This window comes from Pseudomonas sp. LS_2, from assembly GCF_042709235.1.
GTDB lineage: Bacteria > Pseudomonadota > Gammaproteobacteria > Pseudomonadales > Pseudomonadaceae > Aquipseudomonas.
Window position 1 is genome coordinate 43,245 of sequence record NZ_JAVAYC010000001.1, and the last position, 20,099, is coordinate 63,343.

Below are 20,099 nucleotides of genomic sequence, written 5' to 3' on the forward strand. Positions count from 1 at the left end.
CCAGCGGCAAGCGCTGGGGGTAGCGCTGGGTCAGATCATCCGCCACAGCTCCTGCGGCATGCCGGCATAGGCTGCCAGCGGGGGCATGACGAACGATTGGATCACCTGGATCGCCAGGAACGCGAAGATCGGCGAGATATCCATGCCGCCCAGGTTGGGAATCAGGCGACGGAACGGCGCCAGCACCGGCTCGCTGATCTGGTAGGCCAGTTCGGCGGCGGGGTTGTGGCTGTTCGGCGCGATCCACGAGACGATCACCATGATGATCATCGCCACCCAGAAGATCTTCAGGAACAGCGACGTGATGCCGATGATGGCCCACAGCAGCAGATAAAGGACGTCGCCGAAGGCGCCGTAGCTGACCATCAGCACGAAGGCCATCAGTAGCGCCTGGATCACGATCGCCAGCAGCAGCGAGGAGGTGTCCAGCCCGCCGATACTGGGGATGATGCGGCGGATCGGCTTAAGCAGCGGCTGGGTGGCGCGCACGGTGAACTGGCACAGTGGGTTGTAGAAATCGGCCTTGACCAACTGCAGGACGAAGCGCAGCAGGACGATCACCAGGTACAGGCTGACCAGGGTTTGCACCACGAAGATCGTGGCGCCGGACAGTGCATTCATCGACAGCTCCTTATTTGCCCAATTGTTCGGCCAGCTCGGCGGAGCGGGTGGCTGCTGCTTGCAGCGCCTGCTCGACGATGGCTTCGAAACCGTTGCCTTGGAAAGATTTGATAGCCGCTTCCGTGGTGCCTGCGGGGGAGGTCACACGGCGGCGCAGCTCGGCGGCATCGACATCGCTGGCCACCGCCATGCGCGCGGCGCCCAACGCGGTTTGCAGGGTCAGTTGCGACGCGGTTTCGCGCGGCAGGCCGAGCTTTTCGCCTGCGGCGGTCATGGCCTCGATCAGCAGGAAGAAATACGCTGGGCCGCTGCCGGACACGGCGGTGACGGCGTCCAGCTGCTGCTCTTCGCTCAACCACAGGGCGGTGCCCACGGCCGACAGCAATTGCTCGGCCTGCTCGCGTTGCGCCGGGCTGACTTCGCTGGTGGCGAACAGGCCGCTCACGCCTTGGCGCAGCAGCGCGGGGGTGTTGGGCATGCAGCGCACCACGGGAACCTGCCCCAGCCAGGCTTGCAGGCTGGCGCAGGTGATACCGGCGGCGATGGAAACCACCAGTTGGCCTGGTTCGAGGTGCGCTTGCAGCGCATCGCACACGGCCTTCATGACTTGTGGCTTGACGGCCAGGACGATCACCTCGGCGCCGTCGATGGCCTGCTGGTTGTCGGCGAAGGTTTCGATGCCGTGCTCGGCACTGATGCGTGCGCGAGTCTCGCTACCCGGGTCGCTGGCGCGGATCTGCGTGGCATCCAGGCCCTGGGCCCGCAGGCCGCCGATCAGGCTGGCGGCCATGTTGCCTGCGCCGATAAAGGCAATACGCGTCTTGCTCATGTCGGGTCCTTAAGGAAAAAGAGAGTAGAACATGGATCAGGGCTGCCCGTAATCACGGGCGCCGAACAGGGCGGTGCCGATACGTACCCAGGTCGCGCCCTGGGCGATCGCCGCCTCCAGGTCGTGGCTCATGCCCATGGACAGGGTATCCAGGCCCAGCCCCAGGCCTTCCTGCAACTGGCGCAGGCGAGCGAAGGCTGCTTCCTGTTCGGCGCGCTGGTCGGTGGGCTCGGGAATGGCCATCAGGCCACGCAGGTGCAGGTTGGGCAGGCCGGCGACCGCTGCCGCCAAGGCGGGCAGCTCGGCGGGCGAGCAGCCGGACTTGCTGGCCTCGCCACTGACATTCACCTGTAGGCAGATATTCAGCGGCGCACGGCCCGCCGGGCGTTGCTCGGACAAGCGTTGGGCGACTTTGAGGCGGTCCACGGAATGTACCCAGTCGAAGTGTTCGGCAATGGCCTTGGTCTTGTTCGACTGGATGGGGCCGATGAAGTGCCAGATCAAGGGCAGGTCGCGCAACTCCTGCTGCTTGGCCAGGGCCTCTTGCAGGTAGTTCTCGCCCATGTCGCGCAATCCGGCGGCGTAGGCTTCGCGAATGGCGCTGGCTGGCTTGGTCTTGCTTACGGCCAGCAACTGAACGCTGCCCGGAGCGCGTGAGGCGGCCTTTGCCGCACGATCGATGCGGGCGGCAAGGGCGCCAAGGTTGTCTGCTATGGTGGACATGGATCGCTGCCGGCGGTGAAAGAGTCTGCGGCATTCTACCTGCTTGATGGCCTTTGGGGAGTCTCATGGATGTGACCGACCTGCTGGCCCGCGCGCTGGGCGCGGGTGCTTCCGATGTGCACCTGGCGGTGGGGGAGCCGCCGCTGCTGCGTGTGGATGGCGAATTGCAGCGGCTGGAGTTGCCGCGCCTGACGTCGCAGGCCCTGGAGCAGGGCATGGCGCGTCTTCTCGACCAGCAACACTGCAATGACTGGGCGTCCTGCGATGAGCTTGACCTGGCGCTGAGTGTGCCCGGCGTGGGGCGGGTCAGGGCCAACCTGTTCCGCCAGCGCCAGGGCCTGGCAGCGAGCCTGCGGCTGATTCCCTCGTGCATTCCAGGTGTCGAAGCGCTCGGCCTGGAAGATGTGTTTCGTGTGATGTGTTCGTATCGCGATGGCCTGGTGCTGGTGGGTGGCCCGACCGGCAGCGGCAAGTCGAGCACCCTTGCGGCACTGCTCGACCAGTTGGGCCGCATGCGCGCCGGGCATATCGTCACACTCGAGGACCCGGTCGAATACCTTCAGGCCAGCCAGCGCAGCCTGGTCAGCCAACGGGAAGTCGGGCGAGACACTCGCGACTTTGCCCAGGGCTTGTGCAGCGCCCTGCGCCAGGACCCGGACGTGATCATGATTGGCGAGTTGCGTGACCTGGAAACCATCCGCCTGGCGTTGCGTGCCGCGGAAACCGGGCACTTGGTGCTGGCCACCGTCCACACCCGTTGCGCGGTGGGCAGCATCGACCGGCTGGTGGAGGTGTTCGCCGCCGAGGAGAAAGCGTTGGTGCGCGGCATGCTGGCCGATTCACTGCGCCTGGTGGTGGCGCAGGTGCTGCTCAAGCGGGTCGGCGGTGGCCGGGTGGCGGCGCGGGAGGTGCTGGTGGCGACGCCTGCGGTGCGCAACTTGATCCGCGAGGGGCGCATGGCGCAGTTGGCGTCGGCGATGCAGATGGGTGGGGCGCAGGGGATGGTTACGATGGAGGCGGCCGTGGCGGCGTTGGTGGCCCAGGGCATCATCAATGTGCAGTAGTGAAGCTGCAGGACTCTTCGCGGGCCAGCCCGCTCCTAGAGAATCCGTACGGCCGCACAGGCAGCGCGATCTGGCCGAAAAACTTCTTCAGCGCTTGGCCAGGCGCAGCGCTTCCTGCTCTTTTGGCAGCACCCGCTTGGCCACCACATAGCGTTTATGCCAGAAGGGCTTCTCCAGGCTGTCGATGCTCACCCGCTTGCCCGTCCGGGGCGCATGGATGAACCGGTCATTGCCCAGATAGATGGCCACGTGGTCAACACGGCGGCTCTTGATCTTGAAGAAAATCAGGTCACCCGGCTGAAGGTCGTTGCGTGCAACCTTCACACCGTGGCCCTGGGCCATGGCGTTGGAAGTGCGAGGCAGGTCGACATTGGCGACGTCGTTGAAGGCATACTTGACCAGGCCGCTGCAGTCGAAGCCCTTGCCAGGCGTGCTGCCGCCCCAGCGGTAGGGCGTGCCGAGCTCGTTCACTGCTCGGCTGAGCACTTCGCTGCTTTGCTTGGGCGACATGGCCGCCACTTTTTGCAGTTCGTGGTTCTTGGCGGCATTGGCCGGGCGGTTGCGAACTACTGCCTGCTTGACCGGCGTGCGTTTCACAGTGGCACTGGCGTTGGTCGTGTAGCCAGTAAAACCGTTTGGAAGTCTTTGCTCACGATTGGTGGCGTGGGCGGCCAGGGGTAACAAAAGGCAGAGGGTCAGCCATGTCTTGATCGAAGGCGGCATAGTTGAAGCTCTTTATAAGTGTTGGCGCGCAACTTTATAACAGCTTTTTTGCTCTATTCTGGTCCGTTGGTCGTTTGTTCCGGTGCCATACGTCGGCTCAAAATGAAAAAGTCACATTTTTTCTTAGAAAATTTTCCGCTATTGCAAGAGGTCTAGGCATGCATACCTATCAGCACGGTGCGCCAGCGCACGATACCCACAGCAAAGTCATTGGCTACCTGCTGTGGATCTTCGGTTTCCTTGGGGCGCATCGGTTCTACTACGGCAAGCCGGTCACCGGGACCATCTGGTTCTTTACCCTGGGCCTGCTCGGCATTGGTTGGCTGATCGACCTGTTCCTGATCCCGTCGATGGACCGCGAAGCGGACCTGCGCTTCCAGTCGGGGCGGGTGAACTACAGCGTCGCCTGGATCCTCCTGACCTTCCTGGGGATCTTCGGCGTGCACCGTCTGTACATGGGCAAGTGGATTACTGCGGTGATCTACTTCTTCACCGGCGGGTTGTTCCTGATCGGCGTGCTATATGACTTCTGGACACTGAACACCCAAGCGTCGCTGGTCAACAGCGAGCGGCGCTGAGCCCAGTAAGCAAAAGGCCTTGCCGTCACCGGCAAGGCCTTTTGCTTTATCGCGTCACTGCCGCGTCTGTCGCTGCTGTAGCAGCAGGTTACTGAACCCCGCCCCGGCCAGTTGTTTCTGCGCTACGGTCAGTTGCTCCCGGTTGCTGAACGGGCCGACCAGCACGCGGTACCAGGTCTCATCCTTCACCGTACCGGACTCCACCTTCACCACCTGGCCCAGCAGGATGATCTGCGCGCGCACCTTGTCGGCATCGGCTTCCTTGCGGAACGAGCCGGCCTGCAGGAAGAACAGCGTGGTGGCCGCAGGCTTTATTACCGGCGGCGCTGGTGGTGGGGTTTGCCCCATCAGCGCGGCCTGGGCGCGGGCGGTGTCGATCTTCGCCGCCTCGGCCGGGGTCACCGGCGTGGTCGGTACTGCCGGTACCGGCGGGGTTTTCTCCGGCACGGCCTCAGGAGGCACGATCACCTCGGATTCCGGCAGCAAGGTATAGAAGTCGTACTTGGGCTTCACCGGCTGCTGCGCCGTGGCGGATTTTTCCGCCTCGGCAACCTTGGCCGGCTTCTGCTGCTCGGGCTTGGCGCGCTTGATGTCGTCGCCACCAGGCTCGAGCTTCATCAGGAAGACGATGAAGGCGCCCACGGTAAGGCCGACCGCCAGCCACACCCAGCCCGGAATCGGCTGTTTGGCCGGCGCCTGGTAACGGCTCGCGCCGCGCTTCGGTGCGGGTTTTTTCTTGGCAGCCAACTTACATGCGCTCCAGGGTTTCCAGGCCGAGCAGTTCCAGGCCCTGCTTGAGGGTGCGGCGGGTCACGGCGGTCAGTCGCAGGCGGCTCTGCTGCTGCTCGGGGGTTTCGGCAGTGAGGACCGGGCAGTGCTCATAGAAGCTCGAGAACAGGCCAGCAATGTCGTACAGGTAGCTGCACAGCACGTGCGGGGTGCCTTTTTCGGCCACGTTGTTGAGCACTTCGCCGAACTGGGCCAGGCGGGCACCGAGTTCCTGCTCGTGGCTGGCCGCGAGGACGATCTTGCCGTCGAGGGCGTCCTGTTCTTCCTTGCCCAGTTTGCGGAACACCCCTGCTGCACGGGTGTAGGCATACAACAGGTAAGGTGCGGTGTTGCCCTCGAGGGCAAGCATCAGTTCGAAGTTGAAGCTGTAGTCGCTGGTGCGGTGCTTGGACAGGTCGGCGTACTTGACCGCTCCGATACCGACGACTTCGCCGATCTTGCGCAGTTCGTTCTCGGGCAGGCCAGGGTTCTTCTCCTTGACCACGGTGTAGGCGCGCTCCTTGGCCTCGTTCAGCAGGTCGATCAGCTTGACCGTGCCGCCGTCGCGGGTCTTGAAGGGGCGGCCATCGGCGCCGTTCATGGTGCCGAAGCCCATGTGCTCCATCTGCATCGGATGGCCGAGGAAGCCTGCGCGGCGGGCCACCTCGAACACCTGGTTGAAGTGCAGCGCCTGGCGCTGGTCGACGAAGTACAGCGCGCGGTCGGCCTTGAGCGTGTTGCTGCGGTAGCGCACGGCGGCAAGGTCGGTGGTGGCGTACAGGTAGCCACCGTCGGCCTTCTGCACGATCACCGGCAGGGGCTCGCCTTCGGTGTTCTTGAATTCCTCGAGGAACACGCACTGGGCGCCCTGGCTCTCGACCAGCAGGCCTGCGGCCTTGAGGTCGGCGACCACATTGGCCAGGTCGGCGTTGTAGGCGCTTTCGCCCATCACATCGGCCATGGTCAGCTTGACGTTGAGCAGCTCGTAGGTTTTCTGGCAGTGCGACAGGGAGATGTCCTTGAAGCGCGTCCACAGGGCCATGCAATCCGGGTCGCCGGCTTGCAGCTTGACCACAAGGCCACGGGCGCGGGTGGCGAACTCCTCCGACTCGTCGAAGCGCTTCTTCGCGGCACGGTAGAAATTCTCCAGGTCAGACAGCTCGTCGCTGGTGATCGGGTTTTCTTCGAGATAGGCCAGCAGCATGCCGAACTGGGTGCCCCAGTCGCCCACATGGTTCTGCCGGATCACTTCGTCGCCGAGGAACTCCAGTACCCGCGCGACGCTGTCGCCGATGATGGTCGAGCGCAGGTGGCCAACGTGCATTTCCTTGGCCAGGTTCGGTGCCGACATGTCGACCACCACCTTCTCGGCGCTGCCGGCCTTGCGCACGCCCAGGTGAGCATCGGCCAGGGCGGCGTCCAGGCGCTGGGCCAGGGCATCGGTATTCTGGAAGAAGTTCAGGAAGCCGGGGCCGGCGATCTCGACCTTGCTGATGTCGGCACTGGCCGGCAGGGCGGCGATGATCTTGTCGGCCAGGTCGCGCGGCTTCATGCGCGCGGGCTTGGCCAGCATCATGGCGATGTTGCTGGCGAAGTCGCCGTGGGTCTTGTCGCGAGCGTTTTCCACCTGGATCGCCGGGGTCAGGCCTTCAGGCAACGCACCGTCGGCGACGAGTTGGGTGAGGGCTTGCTGGATCAGCTGGCGAATGGTGTCTTTCATCGGGATCTCTTTTCGACCGCAAGCGCGGTGGGGCGCTTCGATGCGCAGGTGGAAAAACGGGGCATTATCCGTGGCTGGGGCGTGGTTGCCAACCTTTGGGGGCATTCAATAAAGGTCGACAGGGTCCACATCCAGTGACCAGCGCACCTGGCGCCCCGATGGCATCTGTTCCAACACTAGCAGCCAGCTGCTTATCAGGCGATGCAGCGCCGCCCGGGCATTGGCCTGGATCAGCAACTGCGCGCGGAAGCGTCCGGCCCGGCGTTCCATCGGAGCCGGAACCGGCCCCAATAGTTCGATGCCCTGCGCGCCTTGTTCGGCCAGCAGGCGTTCTGCGCCCGCGCAGGCCTCGTCGAGAAAGCCCTCGGCCTGGCCCGGTTTGTGCGCCTCGGCGCGCAGCAGCGCCAGATGCGAGAACGGCGGCAGGCCCGCCGCCCGTCGCTCGCTCAGCGCCTGCTCGGCGAAGGCGAAGTAGCCCTGCTCGGTCAACTGCACCAGCAGTGGGTGTTCGGCCAGGTGGGTCTGCACGATCACCTTGCCGGGCTCATCGGCACGTCCAGCGCGTCCGGCCACCTGCACGATCAGCTGGGCCATGCGCTCGCTGGCGCGGAAATCGCCAGAGAACAGGCCGCCGTCGGCATCGAGGATGGCCACCAGGGTCACCTTGGGGAAGTGGTGACCTTTGGCCAGCATCTGCGTGCCCACCAGGATGCTTGGCTGGCCGCGCTGGATGGTAGAGAACAGCTGCTGCATGGCGTCCTTGCGCGAGGTGCTGTCGCGGTCCACCCGCAGCACCGGGTACTGCGGGAACAAGGTCTTCAGGCGCTCTTCGGCGCGCTCGGTGCCGGCCCCTACCGGACGCAGGTCAACGTGCGCGCACTGTGGGCATTGCAGCGGCAGGCGCTCGTCATAGCCGCAGTGGTGGCAGCGCAGCACGCCGGAGCGTTGGTGCACGGTCATCCGCGCATCGCAACGCGGGCATTCGGACAACCAGCCACAGTCGTGGCACAGCAGCGTGGGTGCGAAGCCGCGACGGTTGAGGAACACCAGCACCTGCTGGCCGGCCTCCAGGGTCTGGCCGATGGCCTGTTGCAGCGGGCCACTGATGCCGCTGTCCAGCGGGCGGCTGCGTACATCCAGGCGCAGGAAGCGCGGCTGGCGCGCACCGCCCGCCCGCTGGTTCATGCGCAGCAGGCCGTAGCGGCCAGTGTGGGCATTGTGCAGGCTTTCCAGCGAGGGTGTGGCCGAGCCCAGCAGGATCGGGATGTTCTCCTGGTGCGCACGCACCACCGCCAGGTCGCGGGCGTGGTAGCGCAGGCCTTCCTGCTGTTTATAGGAGCCGTCGTGTTCCTCGTCGATGATGATCAACCCTGGGTTCTTCATCGGGGTGAACAGCGCCGAGCGGGTGCCGATGATGATGTCGGCCTCGCCATCGCGCGCTGCGAGCCAGGCGTCCAGGCGTTCGCGGTCGTTGACCGCCGAGTGCAGAAGGGCGATGCGGGCGTTGAAGCGCTGTTCGAAGCGCGCCAGGGTCTGCGGCCCGAGGTTGATCTCGGGGATGAGGATCAATGCCTGCTTGCCGGCCTCCAGCGTCTCGCGGATCAGTTGCAGGTAGACCTCGGTCTTGCCGCTGCCGGTCACCCCGGCCAGCAGGAAAGCATGGAAGCTGCCGAACCCGGAACGCACGGCTTCGAACGCCGCGCGCTGTTCTTCGTTTAGCGGCAGCTCCGGCTGCGCCAGCCAATGCTCGTGGCGTGCGCTGGGAAGATGGCGGCGTACCTCGACTTGCACCAGGTCCTTGGCCAGCAGCAGGTCCAGGCTGTCCTTGTTCAGGCCAAGCTTGCCCAGCACGCTGTGCGCCACGCCATGGGGATGCTGGGCGAGCGCTTGCAGAGCCTCGCGCTGGCGCGGCGCGCGGGCGATGCGCGGATCGTCCAGGCGCGCGCCCTGGACGGCGTGCCAGAACCGCTCCTGGCGCACTTCGGCGGGCTCGCCCTGGCGCAGCAGCACCGGCAGCGCCCAGCTCAAGGTGTCCCCCAGGCTGTGCTGATAATACTGGGCAGTCCACAGGCACAGCTTGAACAGCGCAGGAGGCAGGGGCGAAACCGGGTCGAGCAGCTTGCTGGCCGGCTTGAGCTTGTCGGCGGGCACCTCGCTCTGCTCGCATACCTCCACCAGCACGCCGATCATCTCGCGTCGCCCGAACGGCACCCGAATGCGCATCCCCGGTGTCAGCGGCTGGCGCGCCATGGCGGCCGGTGCCCGATAGTCGAACAGGCGACGCAGGGGCGAGGGCAGGGCAAGGCGCAAGATGACGTCGGACACGCGGAAGTTCTCTGGAGGGTATTTCGGGGTTGTCGCTCGATCCGGCGAGCCTAGCAGACGACGGTCGGTGCAAGCGACAACTTGCGCTGGCGCCTCGCTCTGGTATTATTCGCCGCCTAATTACGTGCGGTATTCAACAATGGTGTTGGATGGCGGCACGCAGCCGAGGAAGTGACCATGAAAGCAGATATTCATCCGAACTACGAAGTAGTTGCAGTCACCTGCAGCTGCGGCAACAAATTCGAAACCCGTTCGACCCTGGCCAAGCCGCTGGCGATCGACGTGTGCTCCCAGTGCCACCCGTTCTACACTGGCAAGCAGAAAGTCCTGGACACCGGTGGTCGCGTACAGAAGTTCGCCGATCGCTTCGGTATGTTCGGTACCAAGAAGTAATCATGCGCACAGCGAGCCCGTCGGGTTTCGCGTCGTGGCAAAAGAAGGCGCCCCTTGTGGGCGCCTTTTTTGTCGGCCTGATCTGGCATTTCCCGGCCCTGGCCTTTTGCCCGCTGCCGGACAAGCACCAGGTGGTGGCGGTGCGCCAAGTGGTCGACGGCGATACCGTGCGTCTGAGCGATGGGCGCAGCGTGCGGATGATTGGTATCAATGCCCCGGAAATCGGTCGCAAAGGGCGCGCCAGCGAGCCCTATGCCGAGCTGGCCAAGCGCCGTCTGCAAGCGTTGATCAAGGCCAGCGATGGGCGCGTCGCGCTGGTGCCGGGCAGAGAGGCCAAGGACAAGTACGGTCGCACCTTGGCGCACATCTATGCACGCAATGGCGACAATCTCGAAGCACAACTGCTGAGCGAAGGCCTTGGCTACCGCGTTGCCGTGGCGCCCAACGTGCAATTGACCGGGTGCCAGCAGCAAGCCGAGCGCGTGGCGCGGCAGGCGCGTATAGGGGTGTGGCGGCAGTCGCCGGTGGTGCGGGCGGGGCAGCTGAAGCAATCGGGGTTTGCGGTGATCGGCGGCAAAGTGACGGCAATCGAACGTAACCAGGCCGGTTTCTGGCTGGAAATGGACGGGGGTTTGGTGCTGCAGGTACCCGCTCGTCTGCGCCAGCACTTCCCCTCGGGCTTCTTCGATAATCTCAAGGGGCGGCAGGTCGAGGCGCGGGGTTGGGTGCTGGACCGTTCCCGCAAGGGTGCTCTAAAACCGGGCCAGAGACGTTGGCTATTGCCGCTCACCGACCCGAGCATGCTCGAGCGAATCTCCAGCTAAAAAATTGTAGACATTTAAGTTTGCAATTGTACACACTGAAGTCCGTGCGCCCCGTGGGTTGTAGCATAAAGTCGTAGGCCAGAGGCCTTGACACATGTGACCGGTCAGTCTTGTCGCTCTCCGGCTCTTTGCGTATCCTCGGCGGTCCGTCAGAACAGTAAACAAGCGGAATGCCCATCATGTCAGACCTGAAAACCGCCGCTCTCGAATACCACGCTCAACCCCGCCCGGGGAAACTGAGCGTCGAGCTCACCAAGCCCACCGCCACCGCCCGCGACCTCGCCCTGGCCTATAGCCCAGGCGTCGCCGAGCCTGTGCGCGAGATCGGCCGTGACCCCGAGCTGGCCTACCAATACACCGGCAAGGGCAACCTGGTCGCGGTGATCTCCGATGGCACCGCCATCCTCGGTCTGGGCGACCTCGGCCCGCTGGCCTCCAAGCCGGTCATGGAAGGCAAGGGCGTTCTGTTCAAGCGTTTCGCCGGTGTCGACGTTTTCGACATCGAAGTCGAGTCGGAAAGCCCGCAGGCCTTCATCGACACCGTCCGTCGCATCTCCATCACCTTCGGCGGCATCAACCTCGAAGACATCAAGGCACCTGAGTGCTTCGAGATCGAGCGCGCCCTGATCGAGCAGTGCGACATCCCGGTTTTCCACGACGACCAGCACGGCACCGCGATCGTTACCGCCGCCGGCATGATCAACGCCCTGGAAATCGCCGGCAAGAAGCTCGAAGAAGCGAAGATCGTCTGCCTGGGTGCCGGCGCTGCCGCCATCTCCTGCATGAAGCTGCTGGTGAGCATGGGCGCCAAGGTCGAGAACATCTACATGATCGACCGCAGCGGCGTGATCCACGCTGGCCGTGACGACCTGAACCAGTACAAGGCCCAGTTCGCCCACGCCACCGACAAGCGCACCCTGGCCGATGCCCTGCAAGGCGCAGACGTGTTCGTCGGCCTGTCCGGCCCGAACCTGCTGAGCCCGGAAGGCTTGAAGTCGATGGCCGCCAACCCGATCGTGTTCGCCTGCTCGAACCCCGACCCAGAAATCAAGCCGGAGCTGGCCCACGAGACCCGCAGCGACGTAATCATGGCTACCGGTCGTTCCGACTACCCGAACCAGGTCAACAACGTGCTGGGCTTCCCGTTCATCTTCCGCGGTGCCCTGGACGTGCGTGCCAAGCGCATCAACGAAGAAATGAAGATCGCCGCCGCCATTGCTCTGAAAGACCTGGCCAAGCTGCCGGTGCCGAAGGAAGTGTGCGACGCCTACAACGTCCAGGCCCTGGAATTCGGCCGTGAGTACATCATTCCGAAGCCGCTGGACCCACGCCTGATCACCGTCGTTTCCGACGCCGTGGCCAAGGCAGCCATCGAGTCCGGCGTTGCTACCCTGCCGTATCCGAAGCACTACCCGCTCAAGAGCGTGGATGACGTGTTCAACGGCTGATGCCGTAGCGTCATGAAAAAAGCCCCGGTTTCTGAGAACCGGGGCTTTTTTGTCTCTGCGGTTTGTGCGGGTCTGGTTAGAACAGGTCCATCGGCGCCGCTTCATCCGCAGGCAGTGGGCTGCCTGGAATCGCCCCGTTGCCCAGTTCATCCACCGAAGGCGGCGAGTCTTCGGCCTTGAACAGTTCGAAGTAGGCATTTGGCGTGCTCGGCGTGGCGGCGCGGCCGCTCACCGGGTCGACCCGCAGGCTGAGGATTCCCTCGGGCTCTGCCGGGGCGTGCTCGGGCTTGTCCTTGAGCGCTGCGCCCATGAAGCGCATCCAGATCGGCAAGGCCACCGTGCCGCCATATTCGCGACGACCCAGGGTTTCCGGCTGGTCGAATCCAACCCACACGGTGGTGATGTAGTCGGCGTTGTAGCCAGAGAACCAGGCGTCCTTGGACTCGTTGGTGGTGCCGGTCTTGCCAGCCAGGTCGGCACGGCCAAGGGCCAGGGCGCGACGGCCAGTACCGCGCTTGATCACGTCCTGGAGCATGCTGGTGAGGATGTAGCTGGTGCGCTCATCGATGATGCGCTCGGCTGCTACTGGGGTTTGTGGCGCCGGAGCGGTCTGGCCGTACACCGAAGGCGCAGCGTCTGGCTGCGCTGCGGTAGTGATCGGCTGTTCGGGCGCAGCGAGACCTGCCTGGTCCTGGTTGCCTTGCATGGCTCGCGCTGGGTTGGCAGTGAACAAGGTCTCGCCGTTGCGGCTCTCGATGCGCTCGATCAGGTAAGGGCTGATCTTGTAGCCGCCATTGGCAAAGCTGCTCCAGCCCGTGGCGATTTCCATCGGCGTCAGGGTCGCTGTGCCCAGGGCCAGGGACAGGTTGCGCGGCAGGTCCTGCTTGTTGAAGCCGAACTTGGCGATGTAGTCGATGGTGCTGTCTACGCCCATGGCCTGCAACAGGCGGATCGACACCAGGTTGCGCGACTTGTACAACGCCTCGCGCATGCGGATCGGGCCGAGGAAGGTGTTGGTGTCGTTCTTCGGCCGCCAGACTTTGTCCAGGTATTCATCGACGAATACGATCGGCGCGTCGTTTACCAGGCTGGCGGCGGTGTAGCCGTTGTCCAGCGCCGCACTATAGATGAAGGGTTTGAAGCTCGAGCCTGGCTGGCGTTTGGCCTGCATGGCGCGGTTGTAGTTGCTCTGCTCGAACGAGAAGCCGCCGACCAGGGCGCGAATCGCGCCGTCGTGCGGGTCCAGGGTTACCAGCGCGCTTTGCGCAACGGGTACCTGGCTGAACTTGAGCTTGCCGTCTTCAAGGCGCTGCACGCGGATCAGGTCGCCGACCTGGGCCACTTCGGCGGGCGACTGTGGCGAGCGGCCCTGGGAGTTGCTGTTGATGAATGGTCGTGCCCATTTCATCGTGTCCCAGGCCACGTCCTGTTCCTGGCCCCCGCGCGTCAGGACCTTCAGACCGCTGCGCTCTACCTGGGTGACGATGGCCGGTTCCAGGCCGCCGAGGCTGCGTTGCTTGCTCAGTTCCTGCTGCCAGGCGGCGAGGTTCTTGCCCGGGTGGCGGGCCTCGGGGCCGCGGTAGCCGTGGCGCTCGTCGTATTCCGAGAGCCCGTTGAGCACCGCGCTGTTGGCCATTTCCTGCATGTTGCTGGGCACCGTGGTGGTCACCCGGAAACCTTCGGTATACGCCTCGCTGCCGTAGCGACCGACCATTTCGGCACGGGCCATTTCGGCCACGTAGGGCGCGCTCACCTCTGGCGTCGGCACGTGGTAGCTGGCGTTCAGCGGCTCGGCCAGAGCGGCCTGGTAGCTGGCGTCGTCGATCTTGCCCAGCCGGTGCATGCGGCCGAGGATCCAGTCGCGACGTTCCTTGGCGCGCACCGGGTTGGCCAGCGGGTTGAAGCGCGACGGCGCCTTGGGCAACCCGGCGATCATCGCCATCTGCGCCAGGCTCACATCGCGGATCGACTTGCCGTAGTACACCTGAGCCGCCGCCTCGATGCCGTAGGCGCGGTTGCCCAGGTAGATCTTGTTGACGTACAGCTCGAGGATCTCGTCCTTGGTCAGTTCGCGCTCGATCTGCAAGGCCAGGAGAATTTCGTTGGTCTTGCGCGAGAAGCTGCGTTCGCTGCTGAGGAAGAAGTTCTTGGCCACCTGCATGGTGATGGTGCTGCCGCCGGTCTGGATATGACCTGACTTCACCAATTGGGTCGCGGCGCGCATGAGGCTGCCCGGGTCGACCCCGTAGTGATTGAGGAAATTGTCGTCCTCGGCTGACAGAAGTGCCTGGATGAACTGTGGGGGAATTTCCGCGAAGCGGATCGGCGAGCGGCGCATTTCGCCGAACTCGGCAATCAGCTTGCCGTCGCTGCTGTACACCCTCAGGGGTATCTGCAACTGGATGCTTCTGAGCGACTCGACCGAGGGCAGGCTGGGACTAAGATACAGAAACGCACCGCTCACACCGAGTACGAGCGCACAGATGACTGCGACGAAAGACCACCAGAAGAACTTCAGCAGGCGTATCAAGGCTTTTGGGTGTCCAGGTTGTGAAGTGGGTTGCGCGCGGGGCCGGCGGACAGGGAAAAACGCTGGGCATTATAAGCATTTTTCGCTTCACCGGGTGACCGCCCGGGCGAGGCGCGGCCGGTGGCATACAGGTATCGACCGGCCGTCACGATGAAAAGGGAACGACGATGCTAGGACGCTGCGGCAAGGATGCCGGTTCACTCCTGGGGGTGGAAATCGCCCCGGACTCCATTCGGATGCTTCAATTGCAGCGCGCCCGGGGCCGCAATCGCGTATCAGCCTGGGCCCGGCAAGCATTGCCCGTGCCGTTGCACGGTGACTGGCTCGAACAGCCCGAACTGGTGGCTGCCTTGCGCGAGGCGCATGCCGGTTGTGGCAGTGGCCACCCGCGCCTGGCGATGGCCCTGCCGGGCACACAGGTGATTTGCAAGCGGCATACCTTACCGCTCGGGCTGTGCGAGTTCGAGCAGGAAGCGTACCTGCTGGCCGAGGCGCAGGGCCTTTTCCCCTTTCCGCTGGACGACCTGGCCCTGGACTTCCAGGTATTGGGGACGGCCCGCAACGCGCCCGACAAGCTGGAGGTGCTGGTTGCCGCGTGCCGCCACAGCACGCTGGAGCGCCTGTCGCTCAGGCTCGAGGCGGCTGGCCTTGAGTTGGGGGCGGTCGAGGTCGATAGCATCGCCCTGGCGCGTGCAGCGTCACTGGCATCGTCCGGCGCGCCGTCGAGGCGGCTTCTGCTGCTCGAGGCCGATGGCATGGCGTTGCATACGTGGCCTGACGGGCCGCTGCCGATACGTCATGCAAGGCGTTGGAGTGGTGCAGGGGACTCTGCGCAGCGCCTGGACGATATCCAGCGTTTGCTGGCCATCGGTAGCCCTTTGCTGGCCGGCGACACGCTTCTGGTTGCGGGTGGCGCGGCCAACCAGGCGTGGGTTGAGGCGATGACCGAGCACCTGGGCGTTGCCTGCGAGCTTGCGCAGCCGCTGCGTGGTTTGGACCTTGGGGCCTTCGAGCGCTCCCAGGCGTTGGCCCAGGCATCTGCTTCGATGACCCTTGCGTGTGGCTTGGCGTTGGGGGCTGTTCGATGAACGTGCGGCTCAACCTCCTGCCTTGGCGTGAACGAAAGCGGCTGGCGACCTTGCAAAGGTTTCGCCTCGCCTTGATGGCCAGCCTGCTGGCAGCCTTCGTCGGGGTGATGGTGATCGATCGGCTCGCACATCTACGCCTGAAGCAGCAGGCCATGGCCAATGCAGCACGGGAAACCCAGGTGCGTAGTCTGGATGCGACGTTGCGAAGCCTCGATGAAGCTGGTGCCAGCCTGGCGATGGTGCACGCGCAACACGCAAAGCTGGCGGGGTTGCGCACGGGGCAAGAAGGCGTGGCGCAGTTGCTGCTGGATATCGAGCAGGCACTACTGCCGGGCATGCGCTTGACGGTTGTGCAGTTGCAAGACGAACAGTTGTCGCTCAGTGGCCTGGCGGTTTCCTCTGCCGTGCTGGCGCAGTTCATGCGTGACCTGCAACGCTCCCCCACCTTGCATGGGCTGGAGCTCAAGCGCGTGCAGGGGCTACCCGGTGGGGATGGTTTCCTGTTGACCGCTCGCCTCAAGGCGTTCGCTTCGTGAATGCCGGGTTGATAGCGAGAGTGCGCGAATACGTCGTGCACTCGCGCAGGTCCAGGTACTTGGTCATCCTGGGTGTGCTGGTTGGCGCACTCGTGCTTGGGTATCTCTTTCGCTTGCACGAGGTGCGCGAGGCCTACCGCCAGGCAGTGGCAGATACGCGGTCTCTTGAGCAGGTGCGGGAGGCCAAGGCCGCTGAAGTCGTTGGCCGCGAGCACCTGAACGAAGCGTTGGCGCTGGCCCGGGCGCGGTTGCAGGACGCTCGTTGGCGCCTGTCGGCGGGGGCAGGCATGGAGGACTTGCTCGAACACGTGGCGGCTTCCGGGCGAACCTACGGCCTGACGCTCGAGCGCTTCGAGAGCGAGGTGCCGATCAGGGAAGACGATTACCTGCGGATTCCTTTGCAAATGTCCGTGTCGGGCCGTTACCAGGGCTTGCGGATGTGGCTGGAGGAATGGGGGCGGCAGATGCGCACGCTCCAGGTTTCCAGCCTGTCGATGAGCGAGGTGGACGGGCAGGAAGGGCAATTGCAACTGCAGCTGGCAGTGCACGCGTTTCACGCCGGCGAAGCGTTGCCGAGTCCGGCATCGCTGGTGGATGAACCTGCCCATATCGCCTTGCCGGCCCCCCGTGTAGACCCATTCGTACCCTGGTCGTCACGCCAGGCGGTGGAGGGTTTGGTAGGCGTCCCCGTGGAGCAACTGCAGATGGTCGGCAGCCTGTCTCGTGACGGGCGCATCCATGCCTTGCTGGAGTTTTCAGGGCGCCTCCACCGGGTCACCGAGGGCGATCGGCTGGGGCGTGACGACGGTGTCGTGGCGCAAATCGACGAGGGCCGGCTGGAAATCCGCGAGCGCGTGTTCGTTGCGGGTCGTTGGCAGGGGCGCTCGAGGTATCTGGTATTGCGCGGGCACAAAGACCAGGAGGTCATGGATGAGCGTAAGGTTGCTGTTGGCATGGGTGATGACCCTGGGCCTGTCGATGGGCGTTTCGGCGAAGGTCTATAAAGGAGAGCCGCTGTCGCTGAATTTCCAGGATGTGGAGGTGCGCTCGGTGTTGCAGGTACTGGCTGACTACGCCGGTATCAATCTGGTAGCCAGTGACAGTGTGCAGGGCAACGTCACCCTGCGCTTGCAGGACGTCCCTTGGGATCAGGCCCTCGACCTGGTGCTGCGCAGCAGGGGCCTGGCCCGACGCGAGGAAGGCAACGTGCTGTTGGTCGCGCCTGCCGCAGAGCTGGCCGAACAGTCTCGCGAGGCCCGCCTGGGCCAGGCCTGGGATGCCCAGTTGCAGCCTTTGCAGCGGGAGTTGCTGTCGATTCATCACGCCGACGCCGGCGAGCTGGCCGAATTGTTGCTGGCCAGCCTCGCCGATGACGGCATCCTCGCCGGGCGGGGCAGCCTGAGCGTGGATACGCGCACCAACACGCTGGTCGTCACGCAGCCTGCCGAGCGCCTCAGCGAACTGCGCAAACTGGTCGAGCAACTGGATGTGCCGGTACGCCAAGTGATGATCGAGGCCCGGATCGTCGAGGCCAATGTCGACTTTGACAAGGCGCTCGGGGTGCGCTGGGGAGGCCAGCCGGGGGCCGCGTCGAGGTTGGCTGGCGACGCGTTCGTCGACCTGGGCGTCGCACAGGCCACATCAGGCATTGGGTTGGGCGTGCTGCGGGGGGATGTGCTGCTGGACCTTGAGCTCACCGCCATGGAAAAGAGCGGTAACGGCGAAATCATCTCTCAGCCCAAGGTAGTCACCGCCGACAAGGAAACCGCGCGCATCCTCAAGGGCACCGAGGTGCCCTACCAGCAATCCACCCGTAGCGGCGCCACCTCCGTGGCGTTTCGCGAGGCGTCGCTGTCATTGGAGGTGACGCCGCAGATCACCCCGGATGGCAAGGTCATCATGGCGGTGCGGGTGACCAAGGACGAGCCCGACTACGTCAATGCCCTCGACAACGTGCCGCCTATCCGCAAGAACGAGGTCAACGCCAAGGTTCGCGTGGCCGATGGCGAGACGATTGTGATCGGCGGCGTGTATTCGACGTCGCAAAACAATATCGTCGACAAGGTGCCATTTCTTGCCGATCTGCCGTATGTTGGACGGCTGTTTCGACGCGATGTACTACAAGAGAAAAAATCCGAGCTGCTGGTCTTCCTGACTCCGCGTATCATGGGTGACCAGGCGATTGCTGTGAGTCGTTGATTCTGTGCGAAATTTGATACTTGTGGGGCCCATGGGTGCTGGAAAGAGCACCATCGGTCGCCTTCTGGCCAAAGAGCTGCGCCTGCCGTTCAAGGATTCCGACAAGGAAATCGAGCTGCGAACCGGCGCCAATATCCCGTGGATCTTCGACAAGGAAGGCGAGCCGGGCTTTCGTGATCGCGAACAGGCCATGATCGCCGAGCTCAGCGCCCTTGATGGCGTGGTGCTGGCGACCGGCGGCGGTGCGGTGATGCGCGATGCCAACCGTGCCGCATTGCGCGAGGGCGGGCGGGTGATCTATCTGCACGCCTCGGTGGAGCAGCAGGTCGGCCGCACCGCGCGTGACCGCAATCGGCCGCTGCTGCGCACCGCCAACCCCGAGGCGACCCTGCGTGCCCTGCTGGAGGCGCGCGACCCGCTCTATCGCGAGATCGCCGACCTGGTGGTGGAAACCGACGAACGGCCACCGCGTATGGTGGTGCTCGACATCCTCGAGCGCCTGGAGCAGTTGCCGCCCCGCTAACCCGGGACTATCCTCGGCGACCAGCGCCGAGCCGAGCTTGTACGTGACCGCGCGGGTCGCTCACTGAGGCCGCGCCAGAAGATATTGTGGGGATACATGCAGACACTTAAGGTCGACCTGGGCGAACGTAGCTACCCGATCTACATTGGCGAGGGCTTGCTTGACCAGCCCGAACTGCTGGCACCGCACATTGCCGGGCGGCAGGTCGCTATCGTCTCCAACGAAACCGTCGCCCCCCTGTACCTCGAGCGCCTCTCTCGCACCCTGGGTGCTTATAAGGTATTGCCGGTGGTGCTTCCCGACGGCGAAGCCTTCAAGAACTGGGAAACGCTACAGTTGATCTTCGACGCCCTGCTCGGCGCCCGCCATGACCGGCGCACCACCGTGGTGGCGTTGGGCGGCGGGGTGATCGGCGACATGGCCGGTTTCGCGGCCGCTTGCTACCAGCGCGGTGTCGATTTCATCCAGGTGCCGACCACCCTGCTGTCCCAGGTGGACTCGTCGGTGGGCGGCAAGACCGGTATCAACCACCCGCTGGGCAAGAACATGGTGGGCGCCTTCTATCAGCCCAACGCGGTGCTGATCGACACCGCCAGCCTGCGCACCCTGCCGCCCCGCGAGCTGTCTGCGGGCCTTGCAGAGGTCATCAAGTACGGCCTGATCTGCGATGAGCCGTTCCTGGGCTGGCTGGAAGATCACATGGCCGGCTTGCGCAAGCTTGAGCCCGTCGCCCTGACCGAGGCCATCCGCCGCTCCTGCGCTGCCAAGGCCGCAGTGGTCGGTGCCGATGAGCGCGAGTCCGGCGTACGTGCCACCCTGAACCTTGGCCACACCTTCGGCCACGCGATCGAGACCCATATGGGCTACGGGGTGTGGCTGCATGGCGAGGCCGTCTCTGCCGGGACCGTAATGGCCCTGGAAATGTCCATGCGCCTGGGCTGGATCGACCAGTCGGCGCGTGATCGCGGAATTCGCCTGTTGCAGGATGCAGGCTTGCCGGTGGTGCCACCACAGGAAATGACCCCGGCGCATTTCATGGAGCATATGGCGGTCGACAAGAAGGTACTCGACGGACGCTTGCGCCTGGTGCTGTTGCGCCAGATGGGCGAGGCCGTGGTAACCGACGACTATCCGAAAGAGATTCTTCAGGCCACCTTGGCAGCGGACTACCGCGCTATCGTGGCGCAGCTTTGAGGTTGTGACAGCG

General features: G+C 64.4%; 19 protein-coding genes. 11 read left to right on the top strand and 8 right to left on the bottom strand.

What is annotated here, in order from left to right; genetic code table 11:
* Window positions 1-30: 30 nt before the first annotated feature.
* Genes RAC97_RS00220 through RAC97_RS00230 form a run of 3 tightly spaced genes read right to left on the bottom strand, consistent with a single transcriptional unit; the run spans window position 31 to window position 2,173 of the window.
* Window positions 31-621 (bottom strand): YggT family protein, encoded by a 591-nt coding sequence (locus tag RAC97_RS00220; RefSeq protein WP_375099935.1) that lies wholly within the window; start codon window positions 619-621, stop codon window positions 31-33.
* 10 nt (window positions 622-631) lie between these two features.
* Window positions 632-1,450, bottom strand: a complete 819-nt coding sequence (gene proC / locus RAC97_RS00225; protein WP_375099934.1) for a pyrroline-5-carboxylate reductase — start codon at window positions 1,448-1,450, stop codon at window positions 632-634.
* A gap of 36 nt (window positions 1,451-1,486) precedes the next feature.
* Window positions 1,487-2,173, bottom strand: a complete 687-nt coding sequence (locus tag RAC97_RS00230) for a YggS family pyridoxal phosphate-dependent enzyme (RefSeq protein WP_375099933.1) — start codon at window positions 2,171-2,173, stop codon at window positions 1,487-1,489.
* A 65-nt stretch (window positions 2,174-2,238) separates the two neighbouring features.
* Here RAC97_RS00230 and RAC97_RS00235 point away from each other — a divergent pair, with 65 nt between their 5' ends.
* Window positions 2,239-3,237: a type IV pilus twitching motility protein PilT gene (locus tag RAC97_RS00235; protein ID WP_375099932.1), complete on the top strand. Its 999-nt coding sequence runs from the start codon at window positions 2,239-2,241 to the stop codon at window positions 3,235-3,237.
* Window positions 3,238-3,324: 87 nt separating this feature from the next.
* Here RAC97_RS00235 and RAC97_RS00240 read toward each other — a convergent pair whose 3' ends face one another.
* Window positions 3,325-3,960: a C40 family peptidase gene (locus RAC97_RS00240; RefSeq protein WP_375099931.1), complete on the bottom strand. Its 636-nt coding sequence runs from the start codon at window positions 3,958-3,960 to the stop codon at window positions 3,325-3,327.
* Window positions 3,961-4,118: 158 nt separating this feature from the next.
* On the opposite strand from RAC97_RS00240, the gene RAC97_RS00245 reads away from it, so the two are divergent.
* Window positions 4,119-4,538: an NINE protein gene (locus RAC97_RS00245; protein ID WP_375099930.1), complete on the top strand. Its 420-nt coding sequence runs from the start codon at window positions 4,119-4,121 to the stop codon at window positions 4,536-4,538.
* A gap of 54 nt (window positions 4,539-4,592) precedes the next feature.
* Here the strand turns inward: RAC97_RS00245 and RAC97_RS00250 are convergent, their stop codons facing one another.
* The 3 genes from RAC97_RS00250 to RAC97_RS00260 form a co-directional block, all read right to left on the bottom strand.
* Entirely contained in the window at window positions 4,593-5,285 is a 693-nt protein-coding gene (locus RAC97_RS00250) for an SPOR domain-containing protein (protein ID WP_375099928.1), read from the bottom strand.
* A gap of 1 nt (window position 5,286) precedes the next feature.
* Complete coding sequence (gene argS / locus RAC97_RS00255; protein WP_375099926.1) at window positions 5,287-7,026, bottom strand: arginine--tRNA ligase; 1,740 nt, start codon at window positions 7,024-7,026, stop codon at window positions 5,287-5,289.
* Window positions 7,027-7,131: 105 nt separating this feature from the next.
* The gene (locus tag RAC97_RS00260; protein ID WP_375099925.1) at window positions 7,132-9,351 is read right to left on the bottom strand and encodes a primosomal protein N'; all 2,220 of its coding nucleotides are present in this window, start codon (window positions 9,349-9,351) and stop codon (window positions 7,132-7,134) included.
* A 177-nt stretch (window positions 9,352-9,528) separates the two neighbouring features.
* On the opposite strand from RAC97_RS00260, the gene rpmE reads away from it, so the two are divergent.
* The 3 genes from rpmE to RAC97_RS00275 all read left to right on the top strand — a co-directional run bounded on the left by rpmE (window position 9,529) and on the right by RAC97_RS00275 (window position 12,016).
* Window positions 9,529-9,744, top strand: coding sequence for a 50S ribosomal protein L31 (gene rpmE / locus RAC97_RS00265; protein ID WP_023378219.1), 216 nt, complete (start codon window positions 9,529-9,531; stop codon window positions 9,742-9,744).
* 2 nt (window positions 9,745-9,746) lie between these two features.
* A complete protein-coding gene (locus RAC97_RS00270) occupies window positions 9,747-10,568 on the top strand; it encodes a thermonuclease family protein (RefSeq protein WP_375099924.1) in 822 nt (273 codons plus the stop codon).
* Window positions 10,569-10,747: 179 nt separating this feature from the next.
* Window positions 10,748-12,016, top strand: coding sequence for a malic enzyme-like NAD(P)-binding protein (locus tag RAC97_RS00275; RefSeq protein ID WP_375099923.1), 1,269 nt, complete (start codon window positions 10,748-10,750; stop codon window positions 12,014-12,016).
* Window positions 12,017-12,092: 76 nt separating this feature from the next.
* On the opposite strand, the gene RAC97_RS00280 is transcribed toward RAC97_RS00275, so the two are convergent.
* Window positions 12,093-14,543 (bottom strand): penicillin-binding protein 1A, encoded by a 2,451-nt coding sequence (locus RAC97_RS00280; RefSeq protein ID WP_375099976.1) that lies wholly within the window; start codon window positions 14,541-14,543, stop codon window positions 12,093-12,095.
* A 170-nt stretch (window positions 14,544-14,713) separates the two neighbouring features.
* On the opposite strand from RAC97_RS00280, the gene pilM reads away from it, so the two are divergent.
* The 6 genes from pilM (at window position 14,714) to aroB (ending at window position 20,086) form a co-directional block, all read left to right on the top strand.
* The gene (pilM, locus tag RAC97_RS00285) at window positions 14,714-15,634 is read left to right on the top strand and encodes a type IV pilus biogenesis protein PilM (protein ID WP_375099922.1); all 921 of its coding nucleotides are present in this window, start codon (window positions 14,714-14,716) and stop codon (window positions 15,632-15,634) included.
* Window positions 15,635-15,708: 74 nt separating this feature from the next.
* Window positions 15,709-16,170 (top strand): PilN domain-containing protein, encoded by a 462-nt coding sequence (locus RAC97_RS00290; RefSeq protein WP_375099921.1) that lies wholly within the window; start codon window positions 15,709-15,711, stop codon window positions 16,168-16,170.
* Between the two features lie 59 nt (window positions 16,171-16,229).
* Window positions 16,230-17,174 (top strand): pilus assembly protein PilP, encoded by a 945-nt coding sequence (locus RAC97_RS00295; protein ID WP_375099920.1) that lies wholly within the window; start codon window positions 16,230-16,232, stop codon window positions 17,172-17,174.
* Window positions 17,101-18,369: a type IV pilus secretin PilQ gene (locus RAC97_RS00300; RefSeq protein ID WP_375099919.1), complete on the top strand. Its 1,269-nt coding sequence runs from the start codon at window positions 17,101-17,103 to the stop codon at window positions 18,367-18,369. The genes RAC97_RS00295 and RAC97_RS00300 overlap by 74 nt, the downstream gene beginning before the upstream one ends.
* A gap of 4 nt (window positions 18,370-18,373) precedes the next feature.
* Window positions 18,374-18,892: a shikimate kinase AroK gene (gene aroK, locus RAC97_RS00305; RefSeq protein WP_375099918.1), complete on the top strand. Its 519-nt coding sequence runs from the start codon at window positions 18,374-18,376 to the stop codon at window positions 18,890-18,892.
* A gap of 96 nt (window positions 18,893-18,988) precedes the next feature.
* On the top strand, window positions 18,989-20,086 hold the full coding sequence (gene aroB / locus RAC97_RS00310) for a 3-dehydroquinate synthase (protein ID WP_375099916.1): 1,098 nt from the start codon (window positions 18,989-18,991) through the stop codon (window positions 20,084-20,086).
* The last annotated feature ends 13 nt before the right edge of the window (window positions 20,087-20,099 follow it).

What these genes read in the sequence shown, in the direction of transcription:
- RAC97_RS00220 (WP_375099935.1), bottom strand. Translation starts at nt 621, where the DNA reads ATGAATGCACTGTCCGGCGCCACGATCTTCGTGGTGCAAACCCTGGTC.
- proC (WP_375099934.1), bottom strand. Translation starts at nt 1,450, where the DNA reads ATGAGCAAGACGCGTATTGCCTTTATCGGCGCAGGCAACATGGCCGCC.
- RAC97_RS00230 (WP_375099933.1), bottom strand. Translation starts at nt 2,173, where the DNA reads ATGTCCACCATAGCAGACAACCTTGGCGCCCTTGCCGCCCGCATCGAT.
- RAC97_RS00235 (WP_375099932.1), top strand. Translation starts at nt 2,239, where the DNA reads ATGGATGTGACCGACCTGCTGGCCCGCGCGCTGGGCGCGGGTGCTTCC.
- RAC97_RS00240 (WP_375099931.1), bottom strand. Translation starts at nt 3,960, where the DNA reads ATGCCGCCTTCGATCAAGACATGGCTGACCCTCTGCCTTTTGTTACCC.
- RAC97_RS00245 (WP_375099930.1), top strand. Translation starts at nt 4,119, where the DNA reads ATGCATACCTATCAGCACGGTGCGCCAGCGCACGATACCCACAGCAAA.
- argS (WP_375099926.1), bottom strand. Translation starts at nt 7,026, where the DNA reads ATGAAAGACACCATTCGCCAGCTGATCCAGCAAGCCCTCACCCAACTC.
- rpmE (WP_023378219.1), top strand. Translation starts at nt 9,529, where the DNA reads ATGAAAGCAGATATTCATCCGAACTACGAAGTAGTTGCAGTCACCTGC.
- RAC97_RS00270 (WP_375099924.1), top strand. Translation starts at nt 9,747, where the DNA reads ATGCGCACAGCGAGCCCGTCGGGTTTCGCGTCGTGGCAAAAGAAGGCG.
- RAC97_RS00275 (WP_375099923.1), top strand. Translation starts at nt 10,748, where the DNA reads ATGTCAGACCTGAAAACCGCCGCTCTCGAATACCACGCTCAACCCCGC.
- pilM (WP_375099922.1), top strand. Translation starts at nt 14,714, where the DNA reads ATGCTAGGACGCTGCGGCAAGGATGCCGGTTCACTCCTGGGGGTGGAA.
- RAC97_RS00290 (WP_375099921.1), top strand. Translation starts at nt 15,709, where the DNA reads ATGGCCAGCCTGCTGGCAGCCTTCGTCGGGGTGATGGTGATCGATCGG.
- RAC97_RS00300 (WP_375099919.1), top strand. Translation starts at nt 17,101, where the DNA reads ATGAGCGTAAGGTTGCTGTTGGCATGGGTGATGACCCTGGGCCTGTCG.
- aroB (WP_375099916.1), top strand. Translation starts at nt 18,989, where the DNA reads ATGCAGACACTTAAGGTCGACCTGGGCGAACGTAGCTACCCGATCTAC.